The 22072-nt window shown below is 28.8% G+C and carries 22 protein-coding genes and 1 pseudogene; 16 read left to right on the top strand and 7 right to left on the bottom strand.

Features of this window, described 5'->3' with window-relative positions; all coding sequences use genetic code 11:
- Positions 1-36: 36 nt before the first annotated feature.
- The 5 genes from CORN_RS04565 to CORN_RS04545 all read right to left on the bottom strand — a co-directional run bounded on the left by CORN_RS04565 (position 37) and on the right by CORN_RS04545 (position 5400).
- Positions 37-1971 (bottom strand): cytochrome c family protein, encoded by a 1935-nt coding sequence (locus tag CORN_RS04565; RefSeq protein WP_245162288.1) that lies wholly within the window; start codon positions 1969-1971, stop codon positions 37-39.
- 170 nt (positions 1972-2141) lie between these two features.
- Complete coding sequence (locus tag CORN_RS04560; RefSeq protein ID WP_066008094.1) at positions 2142-2777, bottom strand: S24 family peptidase; 636 nt, start codon at positions 2775-2777, stop codon at positions 2142-2144.
- A gap of 106 nt (positions 2778-2883) precedes the next feature.
- Positions 2884-3378, bottom strand: a complete 495-nt coding sequence (gene ftnA, locus CORN_RS04555) for a non-heme ferritin (RefSeq protein ID WP_012661514.1) — start codon at positions 3376-3378, stop codon at positions 2884-2886.
- A 79-nt stretch (positions 3379-3457) separates the two neighbouring features.
- A complete protein-coding gene (locus CORN_RS04550; protein WP_066008153.1) occupies positions 3458-4717 on the bottom strand; it encodes a sensor histidine kinase in 1260 nt (419 codons plus the stop codon).
- A 23-nt stretch (positions 4718-4740) separates the two neighbouring features.
- Positions 4741-5400 carry a response regulator transcription factor gene (locus CORN_RS04545; protein WP_066008092.1) on the bottom strand — a complete coding sequence of 220 codons (660 nt, stop codon included), beginning with the start codon at positions 5398-5400 and terminating at the stop codon, positions 4741-4743.
- A gap of 85 nt (positions 5401-5485) precedes the next feature.
- Between CORN_RS04545 and CORN_RS04540 the strand changes: the two genes are divergently transcribed.
- From CORN_RS04540 to msrA, 16 genes and pseudogenes are all read left to right on the top strand, one after another.
- Positions 5486-6469 carry a substrate-binding domain-containing protein gene (locus CORN_RS04540; protein ID WP_066008091.1) on the top strand — a complete coding sequence of 328 codons (984 nt, stop codon included), beginning with the start codon at positions 5486-5488 and terminating at the stop codon, positions 6467-6469.
- A gap of 14 nt (positions 6470-6483) precedes the next feature.
- Complete coding sequence (pstC, locus tag CORN_RS04535) at positions 6484-7398, top strand: phosphate ABC transporter permease subunit PstC (protein ID WP_066008087.1); 915 nt, start codon at positions 6484-6486, stop codon at positions 7396-7398.
- A complete protein-coding gene (gene pstA / locus CORN_RS04530; protein WP_066008084.1) occupies positions 7395-8483 on the top strand; it encodes a phosphate ABC transporter permease PstA in 1089 nt (362 codons plus the stop codon). Before pstC ends, pstA begins: the two co-directional genes overlap by 4 nt.
- The gene (gene pstB, locus CORN_RS04525) at positions 8480-9220 is read left to right on the top strand and encodes a phosphate ABC transporter ATP-binding protein PstB (RefSeq protein WP_066008082.1); all 741 of its coding nucleotides are present in this window, start codon (positions 8480-8482) and stop codon (positions 9218-9220) included. The genes pstA and pstB overlap by 4 nt, the downstream gene beginning before the upstream one ends.
- A pseudogene (locus CORN_RS08640) lies at positions 9204-10480 on the top strand (DUF2920 family protein). The gene pstB and the pseudogene CORN_RS08640 overlap by 17 nt, the downstream one beginning before the upstream one ends.
- Before the next feature lie 77 nt (positions 10481-10557).
- On the top strand, positions 10558-11874 hold the full coding sequence (locus tag CORN_RS04515; RefSeq protein WP_039618352.1) for an MATE family efflux transporter: 1317 nt from the start codon (positions 10558-10560) through the stop codon (positions 11872-11874).
- Complete coding sequence (locus CORN_RS04510; protein ID WP_066008080.1) at positions 11850-12515, top strand: M48 family metallopeptidase; 666 nt, start codon at positions 11850-11852, stop codon at positions 12513-12515. The genes CORN_RS04515 and CORN_RS04510 overlap by 25 nt, the downstream gene beginning before the upstream one ends.
- A gap of 73 nt (positions 12516-12588) precedes the next feature.
- On the top strand, positions 12589-13416 hold the full coding sequence (gene pepE / locus CORN_RS04505; protein ID WP_066008078.1) for a dipeptidase PepE: 828 nt from the start codon (positions 12589-12591) through the stop codon (positions 13414-13416).
- 100 nt (positions 13417-13516) lie between these two features.
- A complete protein-coding gene (locus CORN_RS04500) occupies positions 13517-15031 on the top strand; it encodes a hypothetical protein (protein WP_066008076.1) in 1515 nt (504 codons plus the stop codon).
- Positions 15012-17210: a carbamoyltransferase HypF gene (hypF, locus tag CORN_RS04495; RefSeq protein ID WP_066008073.1), complete on the top strand. Its 2199-nt coding sequence runs from the start codon at positions 15012-15014 to the stop codon at positions 17208-17210. Before CORN_RS04500 ends, hypF begins: the two co-directional genes overlap by 20 nt.
- 63 nt (positions 17211-17273) lie before the next feature.
- The gene (gene hypB, locus CORN_RS04490; protein WP_039628341.1) at positions 17274-18008 is read left to right on the top strand and encodes a hydrogenase nickel incorporation protein HypB; all 735 of its coding nucleotides are present in this window, start codon (positions 17274-17276) and stop codon (positions 18006-18008) included.
- Positions 18008-18289, top strand: a complete 282-nt coding sequence (locus CORN_RS04485; protein ID WP_039618343.1) for a HypC/HybG/HupF family hydrogenase formation chaperone — start codon at positions 18008-18010, stop codon at positions 18287-18289. Before hypB ends, CORN_RS04485 begins: the two co-directional genes overlap by 1 nt.
- Entirely contained in the window at positions 18276-19367 is a 1092-nt protein-coding gene (hypD, locus tag CORN_RS04480) for a hydrogenase formation protein HypD (protein WP_066008071.1), read from the top strand. Before CORN_RS04485 ends, hypD begins: the two co-directional genes overlap by 14 nt.
- A gap of 3 nt (positions 19368-19370) precedes the next feature.
- The gene (gene hypE, locus CORN_RS04475) at positions 19371-20342 is read left to right on the top strand and encodes a hydrogenase expression/formation protein HypE (protein ID WP_066008069.1); all 972 of its coding nucleotides are present in this window, start codon (positions 19371-19373) and stop codon (positions 20340-20342) included.
- Positions 20342-20707, top strand: coding sequence for a hydrogenase maturation nickel metallochaperone HypA/HybF (locus CORN_RS04470; RefSeq protein WP_066008068.1), 366 nt, complete (start codon positions 20342-20344; stop codon positions 20705-20707). Before hypE ends, CORN_RS04470 begins: the two co-directional genes overlap by 1 nt.
- Positions 20697-21203, top strand: a complete 507-nt coding sequence (gene msrA, locus CORN_RS04465) for a peptide-methionine (S)-S-oxide reductase MsrA (protein WP_066008066.1) — start codon at positions 20697-20699, stop codon at positions 21201-21203. Before CORN_RS04470 ends, msrA begins: the two co-directional genes overlap by 11 nt.
- Here msrA and CORN_RS04460 read toward each other — a convergent pair.
- Both CORN_RS04460 and CORN_RS04455 read right to left on the bottom strand, forming a co-directional pair.
- Positions 21200-21400: a YgaP family membrane protein gene (locus CORN_RS04460; protein ID WP_066008065.1), complete on the bottom strand. Its 201-nt coding sequence runs from the start codon at positions 21398-21400 to the stop codon at positions 21200-21202. The genes msrA and CORN_RS04460 overlap by 4 nt on opposite strands.
- Before the next feature lie 57 nt (positions 21401-21457).
- Entirely contained in the window at positions 21458-22063 is a 606-nt protein-coding gene (locus CORN_RS04455; protein ID WP_066008064.1) for a Crp/Fnr family transcriptional regulator, read from the bottom strand.
- Between the last annotated feature and the right edge of the window lie 9 nt (positions 22064-22072).

The raw sequence follows: 22072 nt of genomic DNA, 5'->3' as shown, positions 1-22072 counted from the left end.
CTTATTTACAAGGAAGAATAAAAATTCTTCCTATTTTTATTTACCTAGGATGTTTTGTGCTTCTTGGATATAAATTAAAGCTTCTTCTATGATTTTTTTAGAATAAGCAGGTCCATGAACACCCCAAGATCCATCTTTTGCTAATCTATCTGCTATAGCTTGAGCTTGATTAGTAAGGTTTAAAACTCTTGATTTTTGCTCTACTGAAAGTTTTGTTTTTTCAGCAAATGTTTTATCAATATCTGCGATACCTTTTCTAATTTTTTCATAACCTTCTTTAACAGGATTTTGCCACTCCATTACTTTATCATAAATCATTTCTTGATTTGTAAAATGTAGTTTTTCAGGTAATGTTGATTGAACTGCACTATGGCATCCACTAGCTCCTGGTCCCATTAAGTTGATATCACTAAAACTTGTTCTACCACAACTCCACATTAAGTCAAGGAAGAATTTACCCTCATCATCTCTAGCAATAGTCCATCCACCAACTTTAGGTGATCTTTCTTTACCTTCTGGCGGATTAAGAGTTTTGGCAGTTTTGTCTACTTTAATATTCCAAATGTGAGAAGCTCTAACATTATCAAAACCACCTTTATCTGGATTTTGAACAGCACCAAAATTTTCACAACTCATCATATTTGGCATATGGCAAGCTGTACAGCTATCTTTTGCATGAATTCCACCTTTTTTAAAGAAACTTGCTTGTGTTTCGTGGCAATCTTTACAAGTTTTTTTAAGTTTGGTTTTTGTATATCCACTTTTCCAATCATTAAAAGTAACTTCGTGTGGATCATGACAAGTATTACATCTCATACCTTTATCATAGTGTGCTGAAGAATACATTTGAGCTCCTTCGGTTCCACATGCTGGACAGCTTGATTTAAAATACGCATTGAAAGGTTTTCTAGGATTGATTTTTGCATCAGTTTCATTATAAGAAAATCTTTGATGACATCTTTCACAATTTGATGGCATACCAGCACCTCTTGCACCATAAAGGTGAGCTCCTGCTCCGTGACATTCTTCACAAGTAATACCTTTTGAGATGGTATGTTTTTGAAGCTCTTGAGGATTGCCTAAAGCTTTATAAAATTCATCTTTACTTTTAAAGTCAAATTTGAAAGTATGGCAAGTTTCACAGTATGCAGTTGCAGGTTGAAATACAGCTTTTTCTTTGTATGTAGCAGCATAAGAGTTTGTCCCCCAAACTTGTGAGCCATTTCCACCAAAATCTTCCATTTTTGTTGGAAATCCTGGAGCAAAAGCAGCTATTTTTTGCGCCATTTCAGGAGTTAAAAACTCACTCCAAAGTCTTGAAAACTGATTGCCACCAGCTGTTAATTTACCAGTTAAATCACTTAAATTTCCATCTTCTACATGATAAGTTCCACGCACAAGCCATTTGTCTATAAAACCATATTTTGTTCTTGGTGTTCCAATGAGAGCATAAACATCATTTGGATAAATTCCATCAGGCAAAATGGTAGCTTGAGAATTATACATAGGTTTTTTTAAGCCATCAGATCCTCCAACTTCTTCCATTTCATGTGGAAAACGTACGGTTTTTGCATGGCGAGAACGCTCCCAAGAAGCATATTGAGCAGGATGACATTCGCCACATTTTTTTGGACCTACAAATTTATTTGGAAAGTCCAAAAAAGATTCATAAGGCAAGCGGTAAGTAATAGAAGCTTGCTTTAAACCGTGCTCTTTGGCAAACTTAGGTCCGTTTTGATTTTCAACCCAGTTTTCCATTCTATCACTATGGGTAAATTTACCAACCAAGCGTCCTTCTTTTTCATATTTGAAAATAGGATGATTTTTGTAAAGATAATCAAAAAAAGCATCTTCTTGACTAACATAACCATCAAGAGTTCTAGGCTCTGAAGATGCAAATGATTGAGTAGCTAAACCAACCCCTAAAGCCAAACACGCATATGTAGCAATTTTAGCTAATTTGTGTTTCATAACTTCCCTTTCATGTGAAATATTAACAGATAAAAACACTCTTATTTTCTATCTATTAACTTTTAAAGTATAATTATGAACTTTTTTTTATAAAAAAAAGCTTATATTATTAATAATTAGTTAATAATATTAATAATTTTTCTTAATTAGCTAAAAAAATGAAATAATTATTAAATTCTACTTATGGTTCCTACTACTTTGCCAATGATTAAAAAATCTCCATTTTGGTAATGTACATCAGCATAACTAAGATTAAATGAATGTAAATAAACTCCTCCTTTATTACTTTTAAAAATTTGCTTGATAAATAAACCATCTCTAGTATTTACTGCAAAGACTCCACCTTCTTTAAAAGTTTTACTTTTATCTACTAAGCATAAAGAATCATCTTTGATTTCAGGCTCCATACTATCGCCTATACAAGGGATAATATCGCAATCTTTTGAACCAAAAAAGTTATTTAGTTTTTCATCAATAATCACTTCTGAAAAACTCACATTATCATTTAAAGCTCCACCTCCCATAGAAGCGTTAACATCATAATATTTTAAGACATTATAGTTTAGATCAAGTGCTGGAGTATTGCTCTCAAGAGAATCTTCATAAAAAAATGCATTGATATTAATATTTCTTTCATTTAAAAAATGAAGTATTTGTTTATAAGGTATGGAATTTCTAAATTTCATACTATAAAAGGTATCAGGATTGATATTTAACATCTTAGCCACATCAGAATCTTTGGCATTTTTTATGCCTTCTTTTTGGAGTATAAATTTTAGTTTATCAGTAATTTCGTTCATTTGCATAAAAATCCTTTTAAATAAAAAGTATTTTAGCAAATTTACTTTTATTTTGCAAGAATTCTTTTAAATTAAAAGATATTTAGCTTCCAAATTTATGGAAGCTGAAAAATTATTTATTGATTAAGCTTTTGATGTATTGATCTACCATGTATAAGCCATTGCCATTATCGCTTATGAGTTTGATTTTATCTACTATACCTCTAAAAAGCGCTTCTTCTTCGTGTTGTTCGCTTACGTACCATTGCAAGAAATTAAAAGTTGAATAATCTTTACTTGAAAGCATAAAATCTACAAGATTATTAATAGAAGCAGTGATACTTTGCTCATGCTCGAAAGTTTTTTCAAATACATCAAGCAATGATTTAAAATCACTATCAGGTTTTTTAACTTCTTTTAATTCTACTTTAGAATCAGTTTCATTTAAATAAGTGATGAGTTTTCTTGCATGATCACTTTCTTCTCTTGCATGCTCAAACAAAAACGCCCCAGCACCATCAAAACTATGCTCATAGCACCAAGAACTCATACTTAAATACAAATTTGCCGCATACATTTCTTTATTGATTTGCTCGTTTAATAAAGCTACTACTTCTTTTGAAAGCATTTTTTCTCCTTTTAATTTATTTTTATTATATTAATTATAACTATATTAAAAACACATTAATAAGTATATTGATAAAAAATTATAAATTAATACTAAAAGAAAAAACACTACCTTTTTGTGGATTAGATTGAATTTTTAAAGAACTTTTGTGTAAAGTGAGTATTTTTTTAACTAAAAATAATCCTAGTCCAAAAGAGTTATTTTGCGTTGAGCTTGCTTTATAGAATTTTTTTGTTATAAATTTAAGGTGTTTTTCTTCTATACCTATACCTTGATCTATAATGGTAAAATTTTGATTTTTTACAATGACTAATACCTCTTTTTTGCTGTATTTTAAAGCATTATCTATTAGATTAATGATAACTTGCTCTATAAGAAATTTATCTGCTTTAATAAAGCTTGTTTGGCCTTGAATTTTTAATCTATCTTCTTTAAAGCTTTCTAATAAATTTTCACTTAGAGCATATAGATCAAATTTTTCTAAATTTAAAGAATCAAAATTAAGGTTAAAAACAAAATTTAATTTGTGTGTTAGTTGGTTGATTTTTACGCTTTGTTTGTGAATTTTTTCAAGTAAAAATAATTTCATATTTTCATCGTTAATTTTTTTTAAAGATTGCAAGCTCAAATCTATAACGCTTATAGGGTTTTTAAGCTCATGTGATATGGCACTGATTATATTACTAAGTTGGGTGTTTTTGGTTTGAATTTTTTTGGCTTGTTTTTTGTTTTTTAATTCTTGTTTGATGAGTAATTTTTTAATTTTCAATAAGCGTAAATTTAAATTTTTTAATTCATAAACGAAATTATATTTTAAAATAAAATTAGTATTTGATTTGATATTTTTAACAAACAATAGTAATTCTTGAAAATAAATTTTAAGAAAATACAATACAATAAAATAAAATAAAATCAATGCAAGTAAAAAGAAAGAAAATATAATAATATTTTTAATCCAAAAATTTTGTACCAAAGAGTGTATTTTGGGATAAACAATAATGATATATTGATAGTTTTTATAAGTATAAGCTTTAAAATAAATTTCTTTTTGTTTGTAAAAATCATGGGTGAAATTAGACTCGAAATGATTTAAAAAATAAGAATAATCTTTTAATGATGAAAAAAATTCATTATCTTGTTTGATGATAAAATCTGCTCTAGTATCTAAGGCAAATTGATTGATATTGTTTGAATTTAATACATCTAATAACTGAAATTGTAAAACATCATTGAGTGTTTTTAGTTTTTGCTCATAAGTGTTTTTTACAGCAGTGTTGATATAGCTTTCATTAAAAAAATAAAACAATATAAAAAAAGCAATACAAAAAAACCCAAGCATAAAAAGGAAAAATGTTTTTATTTTTAGCACAATTTATAACCCACCGAGCGTACTGAAATGATATTTTCCTTAATTTGTGGAATTTTTTGTTTTAATCTCAAAATAGCTGTATTGATTGTCTTATCGCTTGTTGTATCATTTTTCCATACTTGCTCACTTAGAAATTGACGACTTAGAAGTTGGTTTTTGTGATTAAAAAAACACTTGAGTAATTCCAAATCTAAAGTTGATAAATTTTCAAATGCATTTGTTTGATAGGTTAATTTTCTTTCTTCTATATATAAAGTAAAATCTTGATAAGAAATTTGTTCTTTTGGTATTTTATTTCTTTTTGTTACGGCTTTGATTCTAAATAAAAGCTCATTAAAATCAAAAGGTTTGCATATATAATCATCACAACCTTGTTTAAAACCTTCTAAAATATCTTTTTGTAAAGTCTTTGCACTAAGAAAAATCACAGGTTCTATATAACCTTTTTTTCTTAATTGTTTTATCATCTCTACACTATCGCCACTTGGTAAATTTCTATCCATGATGATTAAGTCTATTTCGTTTGTATCTAAAAAAGTTTCTAAGTCAAAAAAATCAAAATAACTATAAATTTTTATATTTTCTTGACTAAGTCTTAGTGTGATTAATTCGTTTAAGTCTTTATCATCTTCTATCAAAATAACATTTAGCATATAAAAATTATATCAAAAAATACATGTATCCAAAATGTTTCCAAGTTTTTTTAAATTTTCATTACTTTTTAAATAAGGAGATAAAATGAAAAAACTTTTAGCTTTAAGTATAGCTTGCTTTGTTAGCTTAAACGCAGCAGAATTAAAAATAGCAGGTTCATCTACTGTGTATCCTTTTACTTCTTTTGTCGCTGAAGAATATGCTGTTATAAAAAATACAAAAACACCTATAGTTGAAAGTCTTGGCACAGGTGGTGGTTTTAAAGTGTTTTGTGAGGGAATTACTGACATTTCTAACGCCTCAAGAGCAATCAAGCCAAGTGAATTTGAAACTTGTAAAAAATCGGGCGTGAGTGATATAGTCGGGATTATGATAGGTTATGATGGTATAGTTTTAGCACAAAATAAAATCAATGCTCCATTAAACATAAACTTGCATGAGTTATTTTTGGCTTTAGCTAAAGAAATTCCGCAAGATGGAAAATTAATTCCAAATCCTTATACAAATTGGCAACAAATCAATAAAAATCTACCAAATAGAAAAATCACAATTTATGGTCCCCCATCAAGTTCAGGTACAAGAGATAGCATAGAAGAACTTGTAATGATAGATATTTCTAAAAAAATTCCAGAATACAAAGGTACATATAAAACTATACGTCAAGATGGGGCTTTTATACCAAGTGGAGAAAATGATAATTTAATTATTTCAAAACTTTCTGTTGATAAAGAAGCTTTTGGACTTTTTGGATATGGATTTTTATCTAGCAATAATGATAAGATTAATGCTGCTTATATTGATGGTGTAAAAGCTAATGAAAAAAATATTTCCGAAGGAAAATATAAACTAGCTCGTTCTTTATTTATATATATGAATGCTAAGAAAAATCCAGAAGTATTTGAATTTGCAAAAATTTACATGAGTGATGATTTAGCTAAAAGTGGAGCGGAATTAGAAAAAATAGGATTAGTTCCTTTAGATGAAAAAACTTTAAAGCAAACTCAAAAACATATAGAAGAAAAAGGTTTATTAACTGATGAGCTTGTTAAAACAGGAAAAGTTTTTTGATTTAGGATAAAAAATTGATAAAAGAAAAAATAATAAAATTAACGCTTTTTCTTTGTGCTTTTGTTAGCGTAGTAGTAAGCTTTGCTATTATGCTAACGATTTTAATAGAGGCATTAAAATTTTTTCAAAAAGAAAGCGTATTTACTTTTTTATTTTCAAGTCAGTGGGCAGCAGATGTTGCGTTTGTAGGTGCTGATGGAAGTAGTAAGCACGGAGTTTTTGGTGCTTTGAGCTTATTTTGGGGAACTTTTTATATTTCCTTAATAGCAATGCTAACAGCCTTGCCTTTGGGTGTAATGTGCGCTATTTATCTTGGAGTATTTGCAGGTAAAAAATCTAAAAACTATTTAAAACCTATTTTGGAAATCATAGCAGGAATTCCTACGGTTGTTTTTGGATTTTTTGCAGCTATAGTTGTAGCTCCTTTTATAGTGTGGTTTTTTTCTCTTTTTGGTATCAAAGCGAGTTTTCAAAGCGCTTTAGGTGCAGGTTTTATCATGGGTATTATGATAGTTCCTATAGTAGCTTCGCTTTCGCAAGATTGTATTGAAACGGTAAGTTTAAAAAGGATAAATGGAGCTTATGCTTTAGGCATGACTAAAAAAGAAGTTGTTTTTGCAGTAATTTTACCAGAAGCAATGCCAGGTATAGTTGCAGCTTGTCTTTTGGGGCTTTCAAGGGCTTTGGGTGAAACGATGATTGTTGTTATGGCTGCTTCACTGCGTCCAAATTTAACAATGAATTTTTTAGAAGATATGACAACAGTTACTGTAAAAATAGTAGAAGCATTAAGCGGTGATCAAGCTTTTGATAGTTCTTTGGCTTTAAGTGCATTTTCTTTAGGACTTGTACTTTTTATTATTACATTAATCATTAATATATTTAGCGTTTATTTGATAAATCGCTTCCATAAAAGGAAAAATTTATGAAAAAACTTTTCAAACAAAGAAAAAAAGCTTCAAAAAATTTCAAAAGATTTTGCAAAATGGGGCTTTATATAAATCTTATTTTTCTCTGTATTTTTTTATTAAGTGTAGGGTATCTTGGAATAGGGGCTTTTAAACAGACTTACATTTATGCTCAAGCTGATAGAAACAACCCTTCTTATGAGCTTTTATCGCGTGCTGAACAAAGGAAAATAAGAACAGGTCAAATCAAAGAAAAATCTTGGCTTTTAGCAAATTCTGAAGTTGATCAATACATGAAAAAAAACTACAATAAGCTAAGTGATGAACAAAAAAAATTAGTTGATGAATTAGTTCAAAAGCAAGAAATTAAACTAAGCTTTAATACAAATTTTTTCCTTAATGGAGATTCTAAATCACCTGAAAATTCAGGAATCTTTGCTTCTGTGGTTGGGACTTTGCTTGTAATGTTAATATGTATGGTTGTAAGTATCCCAATAGGAGTTGGAGCGGCTATTTATTTAGAAGAATTTGCTCCGCAAAATGTATTTACGCATTTTATAGAAGTATGTATAAATAATTTAGCTAGTATTCCTAGTATTTTATTTGGACTTTTAGGTCTTGGAGTATTTATTAATATTTTTGGCATGCCGCGTTCGAGTGCTTTAGTTGGGGGATTAACTTTAGCTATTATGAGTTTACCTATTATTATTGTTTCAACTAAGGCAGCTTTAAAAAGCGTGGATATTAATATGAAAAATGCCGCATATGCTTTAGGCATGACTAAAATTCAAATGATAAAAGGTATTATGTTACCTTTGGCAATGCCTATGATTTTAACAGGTTCTATTTTAACTTTAGCAGGGGCTATTGGCGAAACTGCACCTTTGATGATTATAGGAATGATAGCTTTTATACCTGATGTAGCAAACTCAATTTTTGCGCCAACAAGTGTTTTACCTGCTCAAATTTTTTCATGGTCGGCTATGCCAGAACGCGCATTTTTAGAAAGAACAGCAGCGGGGATTATAGTGCTTTTATCTCTTTTGGTAATTTTAAATTTAGCAGCAATACTTTTAAGAAGATACTTTCAAGGAAAATTAAAATGATAGCAAAAACAACAAATTTAAATTTATTTTATGATAAAAAACAAGCTTTATTTGATATTAATATGGAAATTCAAAAAAATAAAATTACAGCTTTAATAGGTGCTTCAGGCTGTGGAAAATCCACATTTTTGCGTTGTTTTAATAGGATGAATGACAAAATAGCAAAAATCGATGGTCTTGTTGAGATTGATGGAAAAGATGTTAAAAATCAAGATTTAGTCGTGCTTAGAAAAAAAGTTGGAATGGTATTTCAACAACCTAATGTTTTTGTAAAAAGCATTTATGATAATATTTCTTATGCTCCAAAACTCCATGGGATGATCAAAAACAAAGATGAAGAAGATGCTTTGGTGGAAGATTGTCTTAAAAAAGTGGGTCTTTTTGAGGAAGTAAAGGATAAGCTAAAGCAAAATGCTCTAGCACTTTCAGGTGGTCAGCAACAACGCCTTTGTATAGCAAGAGCTTTGGCTATAAAGCCAAAATTATTACTTTTAGATGAACCAACTTCTGCACTTGATCCTATATCTTCAAGCGTTATAGAAGAGCTTATTAAAGAATTAAGTCATAATCTTTCCATGATTATGGTAACGCATAACATGCAACAAGGAAAACGCGTGGCTGATTATACTGCGTTTTTTCACTTAGGGGAGCTTGTGGAATTTGGTGAAAGTAAGGAATTTTTTGAAAATCCAAAAGAAGAAAAAACTAAGGCTTATTTAAATGGAGTTTTTGGGTGATTTTTATTTATTTAGAAATTTTGATGATATAATAATTAAAATTTCTAAAAGGCTTAATATGCTTAAAAATGAAACTTATTTTATAGACTCTTGTGATGATGTAGAATTAAATATAAAAAGAGAAAGTAAATTAGAATACAGAATTACTTATGATGATAGTAGGCAAATGAAAGCTATTATTTGTATTATCTCTGGATTTGGTGATGATGCAAATAGTGATTATAGAAGATATTTAGCTGAAACCATTTGTAGTAATTTTGATGTACTTGTACTTAGTGTTGAGTATCATTGTATTGGTTCAAGATTAAATAATGGTGCAAAAATAGTATTTGATAATATAGATGAATTTATACTAGAGCATTCGTGCAAAGCTTTTGGTATAAATTGGAAAGATTTTTTTTATGATGATTTAAAATATATAGACCAACAGATGATCAAGCTAAAATCAACAAATAAAATTCACAATCAAAGCAAAATTCAACTTAGTGCTACTTTAAAACCAACTAAAAACGAGTATCAAAATTTTGGCATCATGCAGGCAATAGATATATCTAATGCTATATTACATGTACAAAAAAATATGAGTGGGGGGGGGGTATACCAGTAATTTTAGTCGGTAGCTCTCATGGAGGATATTTAGCAAATTTATGTGCTAAAATAAGTCCTTGGATTATAGACGGTGTAATAGATAATTCTTCTTACGCTCTAACACCTCTTGCGTATTTAGGTTTTTCTAAAGAAATTGATTATACTAAGAACTACGAATTTTATATAAATTATTCTGAAAATATTGATTTGTTTTTGTTTACTAAAAGTTTTTGGACATCTAATCAATACTCTCCTTGTTATTTTTCTAATGCAAGAAAAAGTATTAGAGACATTTTAAATTATGATCATTTAAAACTTCAATCAAGTTATAAAAAAATTCCTTATATTAGTTATCATAGTATATATGATACTATAGCTCCATTTAAAGATAAGAAAGAGTTATATGGGTTTTTAAATCAATTAGGATTTAATGCTTGCTTATATGAAATTAATTGTGAAAAACAAATAGATGGTAGATTAATTAAAAATTTAAATCACGGATTAGGAATGTCAATAAAAACTTTAGTCAAAAAACACTTACCGCAAATTCTACAAGAACCTTTAAAGGATAAAACTTGTAAAAAAGAAATCTCATATAAATGTGATGATTTAATATATACTTTTATAGAACAAAACAATCAAATTGTTTTAAGTGTGGTAAAGTCAAATTGACATCATTTATCTTTAAAAAAGCAATTTTTAAGTAAAATTACTTTTATTTTCAAAAATTATTATCAAAAAGAGTATTTATGGCCAGCAAACAACTTTCACTCAAGCATCTTAGTATGCCTATATTACTTGAAATGTTTTTAAGATATTTTTCATTGATTATCAACACCGTTATGGTTTCGCAGTATTCTAACTTTTTAGTTGGGGCTATGGGTGCAGGTAATCAAGTAGCAGATTTATTTATCATTATTTTTAGTTTTTTAAGTGTGGGTTGTAGTGTGGTGATTGCTCAAGCTTTAGGAGCTAAAAATTATACTTTAGCTAGAAAAGTAATCCATCAAAGTTTATTTTTAAATGGCTTAATCGGACTTGTGTGCGGAAGTTTGATTTTATGGCATGGAGAGTTTTTGCTTTACCTTTTACAAATTCCAAATGAACTTTTAAAAGACAGTGAAATTTACTTGCATATGCTTGGAATTTGTTTGTTTTTTGATGCTATGGGTATAGTTTTGGCCGCTATTATTAGGGTGTATAATATGGCTTATTGGGTTATGTTTACAACCTTATTGATGAATGTTGTGATATTTATAGGAAATTTTTATGTGTTACATTTTACCAAATTAGAGCTTTTTGGAGTAGGGCTTAGCAATATATTAGGACGTTTAGTAGCTTTTGGTATGCTAGTGGCAATACTTAGTTTTAAACTTAAAATTTATCTTAAAATTAAAGAGATGGTAAGCCTTGAAAAAGCTGTACTTAAAAAGATTTTAAATATCGGTGGGTTTGCTGCTGGTGAAAATTTAATATGGTTTATACAATACACCATAGCTTTTGCTTTTGTAGCAAGTTTAGGTAAAGAAAACTTAAGTGTTCAAACGATTTATTTTCAAATTTCTTTACTTATTATGTTAGTAGGGCAAGCTATAAGTGTGGCAAATGAGATTATCATAGGTAAATTAGTCGGCGCAAAATACTTAAATGTAGCTTATAAACATACTTGGATAGCTTTGTATTTTAGCGTGGTAGCAAGTGCTTTTGTAGCTTTACTTAATTATGTTTTGCAAGATTTTACTATGGGTGTAGTAAAACTTGAAGAAAGTTTAAAAGAACTTATGATACCACTTTTTACTCTTTCTATTTTTTTAGAAATTTCAAGAACTTTTAATATAGTCATGGTGAATTCACTAAGAGCAAGTGGCGATGCGAGATTTCCGTTTTTAAGTGGAGTGGTGTTTATGCTTGGGGTTTCTTTACCGGTTGGTTATGTGCTTTGTTTTTATGTTGGGCTTGGAATTTTAGGAGTTTGGATAGGTTTTTGCGCGGATGAGTTTTTACGTGGTATTGTAAATTCATATAGATGGAAAAGTAAAAAATGGCAAGGCAAAGCACTAGTATAAAAGGAATTTTAGAATTTAAAGAATTTCGTTTTGCCTTTGAAAAGAAAAAACTCAAATATCTAAGACTTAGGATAGATAGAGATTTAAATTTCAAGCTTAGCATACCACTTTACTATGAACAAAGAGATGTTTTAAGATTTTTAGAAAAAAATGAAAATTGGATAAGAGCCAAAGAAAAAGAACTTATTTTAAAAAGAGTAGTTTTAGCTAAAGATGAATTGTATTTTTTGGGAAAAAAATACAATTTAGTGTTAGATGAAAATTACCAAAAAATTATTATAAAAAAAGATAAAATTTTTGCAAAAAATCAAAAAACTTTGGATATTTTTTTAAGGCGTAGTGCTAGAGTTATTTTTGAATTTTTTATAAAAAAATGGCAATTTGCTTTTGAAAAAAAGGTGCAAAGAATTTGCATTAAAGAAATGATCTCAAGATGGGGTTCTTGTAACCATCAAAAAGCATATATAAACTTAAATTTAAAACTCATACAAAAACCTATAAAAGCTATAGAATATGTGATTTTGCATGAACTTACACATCTTATTTATCCACATCATCAAAAAGAATTTTATGATTTTTTATACAAATTAATGCCTGATTATAAAGAAAGAGAAGTTTTTCTAAAAAGTCTTATTTTTTAACAAAAATTTATTTTTATTTAAAAAAATATTTATTAAAATTAATAGTTTTTAAATATCTTTTAAAGGAAAAACAATGAAAAGAAGAAGTTTGTTAAAAGTAGGTGCTCTTGGTTTAGCTGCTATGCTTTTTAGTGGGGTTGCTTTAAATGCTAAGTCAAACGATGCGGTTAATTTCCCAAAAGATAAGCAAAAAGCTTTGTTGCTTTCAAGTTCAGGTTATAAAGACACAGGTTATTTAAACCATGCTTTACCTTGGCTTAAAGAATTTGTTGAAAAAAATAATTTAAAAGGTAAAAAAGTAGCTTTTATACCTTATGCGGGTGTGAGAAAAACTTACGAGCAATACGAAGCACAAGTTGCTAAAGCCTTAGAAAGCTTAGGACTTCAAATAGTTAGCGTGCATAGAGGCAATGCTGTTGATATTGTTAAAAGTGCTGATGCGATTTTTGTAGGTGGTGGAAATACTTTTGAATTAGTTAATCAGCTTTATAATAATAATCTAGTAGAACTCATCGCAAAAAGAGTAAGCGAAGGTATACCTTATGTTGGCTGGTCAGCAGGTTCAAATGTAGCGGGTGCAACTATGAAAACAACTAATGATATGCCTATAGTTGAACCAAAATCATTCAATACTTTTAATATCTTCCCTCATCAAATTAACCCACATTTTATCTCAGGTAAACCAGTAGGACATAATGGTGAAAGTCGTGAAGAAAGATTAGAAGAGTTTTTGATTGTAAATCCTACAACAATTGTTTATGCTTTACCTGAGGGTGTTGCATTGTTGATTGATGGTAAAAAAGCAAAAGTTTTGGGTGTAGATAAAAATGCTCCACTTTTAAAACTTGAAAACAAAAAAGAAATTCAAAAAATCGCCATTGGTTCTGAATTTAACTACTAAAATACAAAGCTATCTAGATTTTAGATAGCTTTTTTAAGCTTTCCTTAGAATTAAAATTGCTATATTTATACTTTTGAAATTTAATTTTAAGGTTTTAAACTTGCTTTTAGAAATTACTTTTGATTATAAATCTAAAAATGATATTTTTGAGTATTTGTTGAGTTATTATGCTAAAGATTATATATATGATTATGAGCAAAAAGATGAAAAAATCATTATTAAGGTTAAAGGTGAAAAAGATGAAATTCAAGCATTTTGTGCTAATTTAGAAAATATCAGCCATAGTGTTTTTTTAAATAAATTTGACTTAAAAGTTATAGAAGAAGATTTTACACCTATAAAAAAAGAAAAAAACTTTACCAAAAGAAGCTTTTTAACAAGACTTAATGCAAATGCTTATACTAATGGCGAGCTTTTAGAAAATGAATGGGGTGTTTTTGTAGAAGAAGAGTTTAAAATAAAAGATGAATTTATAAAAATCACTAAAGAAAATTTCTGCGATAATTTAAAAAAAACCTTAGAAAAATTAAAAAATAAAGAAAAAATACATTTTAAAAATACAAAAGGAATATATGCTTTTGAAATTTTTAACGAAAAATTAGACGATTTTTTAATGCCAAGTGATCCAAAACATATCAATGCATTTTTTTCATGCAATAACGAGCAATTTAAAATCTTAGCAGGGGTTGAAAAACCTCTAATGAAACTTAAATTTAATGCTATTTTTAGACAAAATCATCAACCAAGTCAAGAATATTTTAAAATTAAAATTTATGATAATCTTTTTTTATTTGCCTTGTGTTTCGAGCTTGAAAAAGAAGGAATTAAGTTTTTAAATTTTAAAAAGATAGAGCATTTTGAAGATGATTTTGAAGTGGCTTTAATAGAAAATGAGCTAATAGTTTGTAGGGGTTATGATTATATCTTACCTGAGTTTAAAAATTTGATTTTTCAAAAAGAAGATAAGAATTTTGCAAGAATTTCTTGTATATTGTCTGATTTTAAGGACAAAAAGCCTTTACTTTTAGAACTTAGTAAAAAATATGATGATGTTATCTTACTTGACAAAGAACTAAATCTTTTAAAACTTTACTTGCCAAAAAGTTTTGATGAGTTTTATGAAGCTATAGGCCAAGATGATGTGGCTAAAAGACTATTAGCTAATTATGAAAAAGAATTTGTTTTAGTGCAAAAAGATCTTAATATAAATAATAATTTTTTTAATCTTTTTGGTATGGCAGGAATGATTTTAGAACTTGATGAAGATGTACAAAAGGCTGCATTAGCACTTTTGGCTTTAGCAGATGAGAGTAAAATGGCAAAAGGTGTTAGGATAGATTTTAAGCTTAATGAACAAAAAGAATTTGATTATACTAAAACTTTAAGAAGCGTGATGAGCTTTAAACTTGCTGGAGTAGAAAATCAAATCATAGCTTTGGGTGTAGTTGAAAGCTTAGTGTATTTTCTAAGGGATTTATTTGATGATTTAAAAGCTAAAGATCAAGTTGATTGTGCTGTACTTAGCGGAAGCTTGTTTGAGCATAAAAGCCTTAGTAAAAATGTATTTAAACATATACCATTTTTTAAGTTAAGTGATGTCCCGCTTTGGATATGAAATTCACATTAAAGGATTAGTACAAGGCGTTGGTTTTCGTCCTTTTGTTTTTAATATAGCTAAAGAGCTTAATTTAAAAGGTGAAGTTTATAATGATGGCTTAGGTGTTGTTATAATACTTGAGTGTGATGATAAAAAATTAAATTCTTTCAAAGAAAAACTTCTTGCTAATTTACCGCCTTTAGCTAGGATAGATGATTTTAGCTTTTCTTGTAAAAAACTTCAAAAAACTTATAATGAATTTAATATAAGTACTTCACAAGATAGTGAAAAATTTAGTCCTATCTTGAGTGATTTTGCTCTTTGTGAGGATTGTTATAATGAATTTTACGATGAAAAAAATCCTCGTTTTAGATATCCTTTTATCACTTGTACTAATTGTGGGCCAAGATTTTCCATTATAAAAAAACTTCCATATGATAGAGCTAATACAACTATGGATGAGTTTAAAATGTGTTCTTTTTGTCAAAGCGAGTATGAAGATCCAGTTAATCGTCGCTTTCATGCTCAACCACTCTCATGCCCAAAATGTAAAATTACTATCTTTTTAAAAGATAAAAATCAAAATATTTTAGCTAAAGATGAAAAAGCTTTTATCTTGCTTGCAAAGCTTTTAGAAGAAGGTAAAATCATAGCTTTTAAAGGTATGGGTGGGTTTCATTTAATTTGTGATAGCACAAATGAAAATGCTATAAAAGAACTTAGAAAACGCAAAAATCGCCCTAAAAAGCCTTTTGCTATTATGGTAAAAGACCTTAAAATGGCTCAAGAATTAGCTTTTATCAATGAAGCTGAGACAAAACTTTTAACTTCAAATTTAAAACCCATAGTTATTTTAAATAGCAAAAATATCCATAAAAGTTTAGCACCAGATACTAATAAAATAGGCATAATGTTAGCTTATATGGGGACGCATTTAATGCTTTTTGAATATTTTAAAAAACCAATTATTGCAACAAGCGCTAATTTAAGCTCACAAAGCATTATTTATGAGGAAACAAAACTTTTAGAACAACTTAGCAATGTGTTTGATTTTTATCTTGATTATGATAGAGCAATACACAATTCAAGTGATGATAGTATTGCTCAAGTTATTAACGAGAAAGTAATGTTTTTAAGAACCTCAAGAGGTCTTAACCCACTTTATATTAACACAGCAGATATTTTTAATACAAAAGAAAATATTCTCGCTCTAGGAAGTGAATTAAAAAATGAATTTGCATGTTTTTTTAAAAATCAAATTTTTATTTCTCCTTATATAGGCGATATGAAAAGTTTAGATATACAAGATAGATTTTTTAAAATTTTAACTTTCTTTAAAAACTCTTATAAAGTAAATTTTGATCAAATTTTAAGTGACAAACATCCGCAATTTAATTATGTAAAAGAATTTAAAGATTATAAAAATTTTCGAGTGCAACATCATTATGCGCATTTGTGTGCTTGTTTGTTTGAATATAAAATTTACAAAAATGATGTCTTAGCCTTTGTTTTTGATGGTACAGGCTATGGAGATGATGGAAAAATTTGGGGTGGAGAAATTTTTAGAGCAAATTTAAAAAATTATGATAGATTAAATCATTTTAAAAATTTCAAACTGATTAATGCAGATATTGAAAATATTGCAAATTTAGCCTTAGCTTTGATTTTTGATTTTAATTTAGAAAGTGAAGCTAGCGAGTTTTTAAATAAATTTTCTCAAGTAAAATTAAACAATCTTAAAAAAATTTACTCACAAAGCTCTTTACATACTAGTTCTCTTGGTAGGATCATCGATGCTTTTGGCACTATTGCTTTTGATATACAAAAGCTTGATTATGAAGCACAAATTGGACTTTTAATGGAAAAATATTATAATAAAAATCTTGATTATAGTTATAAATTTGATATTAAAGAAAAAGAAATTTGCTTTAAAAATGCCTTTTTGCAAGCTTTAAAAGATAAAGATAAAGTTAAAATTAGTACAGGCTTACTTAATGCCATTGCAAATTTAATTATAGAATATTCAAAAAATTTCACAGAAGAAGTACTTTTGTGTGGTGGAGTATTTCAAAATAAAACCTTACTTGAAATCTTAGATCGAAGAAAATTTTCTTATAAAACTTCTTTACAATATCCTTGTAATGATAGTTCTATCGCTCTTGGGCAACTTGTACATTATTTATCTTTAAAAACTTAATAAAACTCATATTTTTTTAATGCTTTTTTATATACAATAAAATAAAAATATAAAGGAAAGATTATGTGTAAAGATTGCGGTTGTTCTATCAACGGACATGAACATCATCATGATCACCATCATGAAAATCCAGCCTTAAAAGATGAAAAAACTATTAATGTTATTAGTAAAATTTTATCAAAAAACGATCATCAAGCAGCTCATAATAGAGAACATTTTAATGAGTATAATACTCTTTGTATTAATCTAATGAGTTCTCCAGGAAGTGGTAAAACAACACTTTTAGAAGAAACTATAAAAACTTTAAAAGATGATTTAAAAATAGCTGTGGTTGAGGGAGATTTAGAAACTAATAATGACGCAAATCGCATTATCAAAGCAGGAGGCTTAGCTCATCAAATCACCACAGGGCAAACTTGCCATTTAGATGCTTTTATGGTGCATGAAGCTTTGCATCATTTTAAACTTAGCGAGCTTGATATAGTTTTTGTTGAAAATGTGGGAAATTTAGTATGCCCTGCAAGTTATGATTTGGGTGAGCATTTAAATGTAGTTTTACTTTCAGTAACAGAAGGCAGTGATAAAGTAGAAAAATACCCAGTGATGTTTAGAAAGGCTGATTTGCTAGTCATTACTAAAGCTGATTTAGCTCAGCATTTTGACTTTGATTTTAAAGCAGCTTCTATGGCAGCTAAAAGATTAAATCCTAAAATAGATATCATGATTTTAGATAGTAAGACAAAAACAGGGTTTGATCTTTGGATAAATTATCTAAAAATGAAAAAGGAGCTTAATTAATGTGTCTTTCTATACCTTCTAAAATTTTAGAAATTGATGAGCTAAATTCAGCTATAGTAGAAACTTTAGGGGTTAAAAGAAGAGTGAGTTTAGACTTGATAAGCGAACCTTTAAAAGTAGGCGATTATGTGCTTATACATGTGGGTTTTGCTATGGAAAAAATCGACACTCAAGCTGCACAAGAGAGTTTGAAAATTTATACCGATATAGCAGAGAAAATGCAAAATGGGCAAATTGATGAAAATGAAGGCGATATGGGGCTAAAAAATGGATTTAATTAATGATTTTAGAGATAAAGAAAGAATTTTAATCCTAAAAGAACTTATTGCTTCTAAAATTACTAAGCCTATTAATATCATGGAAATTTGCGGTGGGCACACGCATAGCATTATGAAATTTGGTTTGCCTGATTTATTGCCAAAAGAGATTAATTTTATACATGGTCCAGGTTGTCCTGTATGTGTTATGCCAAGAGAACGTATCGATATAGCTTTAAAACTTGCAAGTATGCCAAATACTATTTTTTGTGTATTAGGCGATATGCTTAAAGTCCCAGGAAGTTATGAAAGTTTGATTGATCTTAGGGCTAAAGGAGCTGATGTTAGAGCACTTTATACTCCTTTAGATGTGATAGACATAGCTTTAAAAAACCCTGAAAAAAATATAATCTTTTTTGCTATAGGTTTTGAGACAACTACACCTATGAGTGGGGTGATTATAGAAAAAAGCATAGCTTTAAATTTAAAAAATTTATTTTTTCATATCAATCATGTGTTAGTTCCACCTGCAGTAGAAGCTATCATGCAAGATAAAAATGTAAGAATCGATGCATTTTTAGGACCTTCTCATGTAAGTGTTATCACAGGATCAAGTATTTATGAGCCTATCGCTAAAAAATACAAAACTCCTATAGCAGTAAGTGGTTTTGAACCGGTTGATATAATGCTTAGTGTGTTAAACATAATAGAGCAAATAAATGCAAATACCTTTGAAGTTTATAATGAATACCATAGAGTAGTTAGCAAAGAAGGAAATTTAAAAGCTAAAGCTTTAGTAGAAAAATACTTTAAACCTTGTGATTTTGAATTTAGAGGACTTGGAGTGATTGCAAATGGTGGACTTTGTTTAAAAGATGAATTTACACACTTAGATGCTAGTAAGGTATTTGATTGCAAGGTGCAAAGTAAAGATGAAAGCAAGGCTTGTATTTGTGGTCAAATTTTAAGAGGTTTGGCTAAGCCTTATGATTGCAAGGTATTTGCAAAAGCTTGCACTCCAAAAAATCCTATAGGTAGCTGTATGGTTTCTAGTGAAGGAGCTTGTGCAGCTTATTATAAATACTATCAAGATAAGGCATAAAAAATGAAGCAAATTACTTTAGCCCATGGTGGCGGTGGCGAAGAAATGAATGCTTTAATAAATGAAATTTTTTCTATTTTTGAAAATAATGTTTTAAAAGAGGCAAATGATGCTGCTATTTTAGATGATTTGGCTTTTAGTACAGATTCTTTTGTGTTAAACCCCATCTTTTTAAAGGATGTAAATATAGGAAAATTAGCAGTTTGTGGAAGTGTGAATGATGTATTAATGGTGGGGGCAAAACCACTATATTTATCACTAGCTTTGATTTTAGAAGAAGGTTTTGAAATAGAAAAGTTAAAAATCATACTAAAATCCATAAAAGAAGAATGCAATAAAGCAGGAGTAAAGCTAGTTTGTGGGGATACTAAAGTTGTTCCTAAAAATAAAGGTGATGAGATATATATTAATACTTCATGCATAGGAAAAAGCATACAAAAAATCAACACTAAAAATATAAAAAGTGGTTGTAGTATATTAGTTTCAAGAGATATTGGAGCTCATGGTTGTGCGGTTTTGGTTGAAAGAAATAATTTAGAGGCAAATATAAAAAGTGATTGTAAAAGCTTAAAAGATGAAGTTTTAGCACTTTTAAACGCAGATATTTCTATAAAAGCAATGCGTGATGCTACGCGTGGTGGGCTTAGTGCGGTTTTAAATGAATGGGCTAAATTAAGTAATTTAGAGCTTTTAATATATGAAGAAAAAATCCCAGTTTGTGATGAAGTTTTAGGGGTTTGTGAGCTTTTTGGATATGAGCCTTATGAACTTGCAAATGAAGGAACTTTCATTTTATGTGTAGATAAAAAAGATGAGCAAAAAGCATTAGAAATTTTAAAACAATTTAATGCTAATGCAGCCATTATAGGTGAAATCACAGCTAATAAAAAAGCAAGAGTGGTTTTAGAAAATGCTTATGGAGCAAAACGTATTTTAGAAGCCCCAAAAGGCGAACTTTTACCAAGAATTTGCTAATGCACGAGTTAAGTATTACAGAATCTTTGCTAGAGCTTTGCGAAGAATACGCTCAAGGAAAAGTTGTTGAAGAAGTGCATGTTAAAATAGGGCGTTTAAGCGGGGTTGAACCTCCGCTTTTACAAAGAAGTTTTGAAACTTTTAAAGAAAATAGTCCCTTATGTAAGAATGCTAAATTTATTATGCATATTCAAGAGGTAGTGGTAGAATGTCAAAAATGCCATTTTAGCGGAGTACTTGAAAATAATGTTTTTTGGTGTCCAAAATGCGAAGATAAAGATTTAAAAATCATAGATGGAGAAGAGCTTTATTTAATGCAACTTGTTTTAAAAGAAAACGAGGATTTAGAAAACAATGACAAATAAAGAAATCATTTTAGGTGCGGGTTGTTTTTGGTGTACTCAAGCTGTGTTTGATGAAATTAAAGGCGTAGTTTATACAGAAGTAGGTTATAGCGGTGGTAAGCCAAATCCAAGTTATGAAAGCGTGATAAATGGCGATGGAAATATAGAAGTAGCTAAGATAATTTATGATGAAAAACAAATTTCATTAGAAAAAATCTTAGAAATTTTTCTCAAAATGCATGATCCAACAAGCCTAGATAAACAAGGTGCTGATAAGGGGATGCAATATAGATCAGTTATTTTTTATCAAACTAATGAGGAGTTAAAAATCATTAGTGATTTTTTACAAAAAGCACAAAAATATTACACTAAAGCTATAGTTACGCAAGTTTTAAAATTAGAAAAATTTTATAAAGCTGAGGATTATCATCAAAAATATTTTAAAAATAATCCCAGCCAAGCTTATTGTAGATTTATTATCGCGCCAAAGCTAGAAAAACTAGTAAATCATTCCTAATTTTTCTTTTTAGAAATAGGGCAAACCCCAAGTGGACAAGCTTGTTTTCCACTAAGTACTCTTATAGGACAAACAGCTAAAATACCTGTTAATAAAGGAATTAAACCCAATAATCCCCACCAAGTTGAAAAATAAACTCCTAAAGAAAATGCCACTATAGCTAAAGCTATTCTTAGCACTCTTTCTAATTTACTCATAATTTCTCCTTTTTGTTGATATTATAAATAAATTTTAAAAGTATTTCTGTGATAAAGTTACAAAGAAATTAGTATTATTTTAGATCTTTCAAGTTTGATTTTACCTTCTTTTTCTAATTCTTTTAAAATTCTTGAAACGGCTTCTCTGGCGCTTCCTAAGTGATTGGCTAAAGCTTCATGGGTAATTTTTAAAGTATTGTTGCTAGCATTTTCTTTCAAAAAATCACAAATTCTAGAAGATAAAGGTATAAATAAAGCTTGTTCTAAAACTTTGATTAAGGTATTAAAACGCTTGGTGATTAAACTTAAAACATAATTATTAATTTTTGGGTATTTATCTTTTAAAATTTGAAAAATTGATGAGGGGATGATGGCTATACTTGTATTTTGGGTACTTTGTATAAAAACATCATAAGATATACCACCCATATTACACTCAGAGCAAATAACGCATTCATCATTTTCTTTAAGGTGAAAAAGTGTTATTTCTTTTGCATTTGGAGTTAGAATAAAAGCTCTAAGCTCACCTTTTAAAATTTTTATAAATCCTAAACATTTATCATTAACCTTAAAGTCTTTTTCAATGTTTATTATTTGTAAGTGCTCTTGTATAAGTTTGAGATCTTGTTTTTCTATTTCAAAACGAGAAAGAAAGTTTTCCATGTTTTTAAG

Origin of the sequence: Campylobacter ornithocola (assembly GCF_013201605.1) — a bacterium.
GTDB lineage: Bacteria > Campylobacterota > Campylobacteria > Campylobacterales > Campylobacteraceae > Campylobacter_D > Campylobacter_D ornithocola.
This window is presented reverse-complemented; position numbering and strand designations above follow the sequence as displayed.

Coding starts and splice junctions, on each gene's coding strand:
- CORN_RS04565 (WP_245162288.1), bottom strand. CDS start 1,971: ATGAAACACAAATTAGCTAAAATTGCTACATATGCGTGTTTGGCTTTA.
- CORN_RS04560 (WP_066008094.1), bottom strand. CDS start 2,777: ATGCAAATGAACGAAATTACTGATAAACTAAAATTTATACTCCAAAAA.
- ftnA (WP_012661514.1), bottom strand. CDS start 3,378: ATGCTTTCAAAAGAAGTAGTAGCTTTATTAAACGAGCAAATCAATAAA.
- CORN_RS04550 (WP_066008153.1), bottom strand. CDS start 4,717: ATGCTTGGGTTTTTTTGTATTGCTTTTTTTATATTGTTTTATTTTTTT.
- CORN_RS04545 (WP_066008092.1), bottom strand. CDS start 5,400: ATGCTAAATGTTATTTTGATAGAAGATGATAAAGACTTAAACGAATTA.
- CORN_RS04540 (WP_066008091.1), top strand. CDS start 5,486: ATGAAAAAACTTTTAGCTTTAAGTATAGCTTGCTTTGTTAGCTTAAAC.
- pstA (WP_066008084.1), top strand. CDS start 7,395: ATGAAAAAACTTTTCAAACAAAGAAAAAAAGCTTCAAAAAATTTCAAA.
- pstB (WP_066008082.1), top strand. CDS start 8,480: ATGATAGCAAAAACAACAAATTTAAATTTATTTTATGATAAAAAACAA.
- CORN_RS04515 (WP_039618352.1), top strand. CDS start 10,558: ATGGCCAGCAAACAACTTTCACTCAAGCATCTTAGTATGCCTATATTA.
- CORN_RS04510 (WP_066008080.1), top strand. CDS start 11,850: ATGGCAAGGCAAAGCACTAGTATAAAAGGAATTTTAGAATTTAAAGAA.
- pepE (WP_066008078.1), top strand. CDS start 12,589: ATGAAAAGAAGAAGTTTGTTAAAAGTAGGTGCTCTTGGTTTAGCTGCT.
- hypF (WP_066008073.1), top strand. CDS start 15,012: ATGTCCCGCTTTGGATATGAAATTCACATTAAAGGATTAGTACAAGGC.
- hypB (WP_039628341.1), top strand. CDS start 17,274: ATGTGTAAAGATTGCGGTTGTTCTATCAACGGACATGAACATCATCAT.
- CORN_RS04485 (WP_039618343.1), top strand. CDS start 18,008: ATGTGTCTTTCTATACCTTCTAAAATTTTAGAAATTGATGAGCTAAAT.
- hypD (WP_066008071.1), top strand. CDS start 18,276: ATGGATTTAATTAATGATTTTAGAGATAAAGAAAGAATTTTAATCCTA.
- hypE (WP_066008069.1), top strand. CDS start 19,371: ATGAAGCAAATTACTTTAGCCCATGGTGGCGGTGGCGAAGAAATGAAT.
- CORN_RS04470 (WP_066008068.1), top strand. CDS start 20,342: ATGCACGAGTTAAGTATTACAGAATCTTTGCTAGAGCTTTGCGAAGAA.
- msrA (WP_066008066.1), top strand. CDS start 20,697: ATGACAAATAAAGAAATCATTTTAGGTGCGGGTTGTTTTTGGTGTACT.
- CORN_RS04460 (WP_066008065.1), bottom strand. CDS start 21,400: ATGAGTAAATTAGAAAGAGTGCTAAGAATAGCTTTAGCTATAGTGGCA.
- CORN_RS04455 (WP_066008064.1), bottom strand. CDS start 22,063: ATGGAAAACTTTCTTTCTCGTTTTGAAATAGAAAAACAAGATCTCAAA.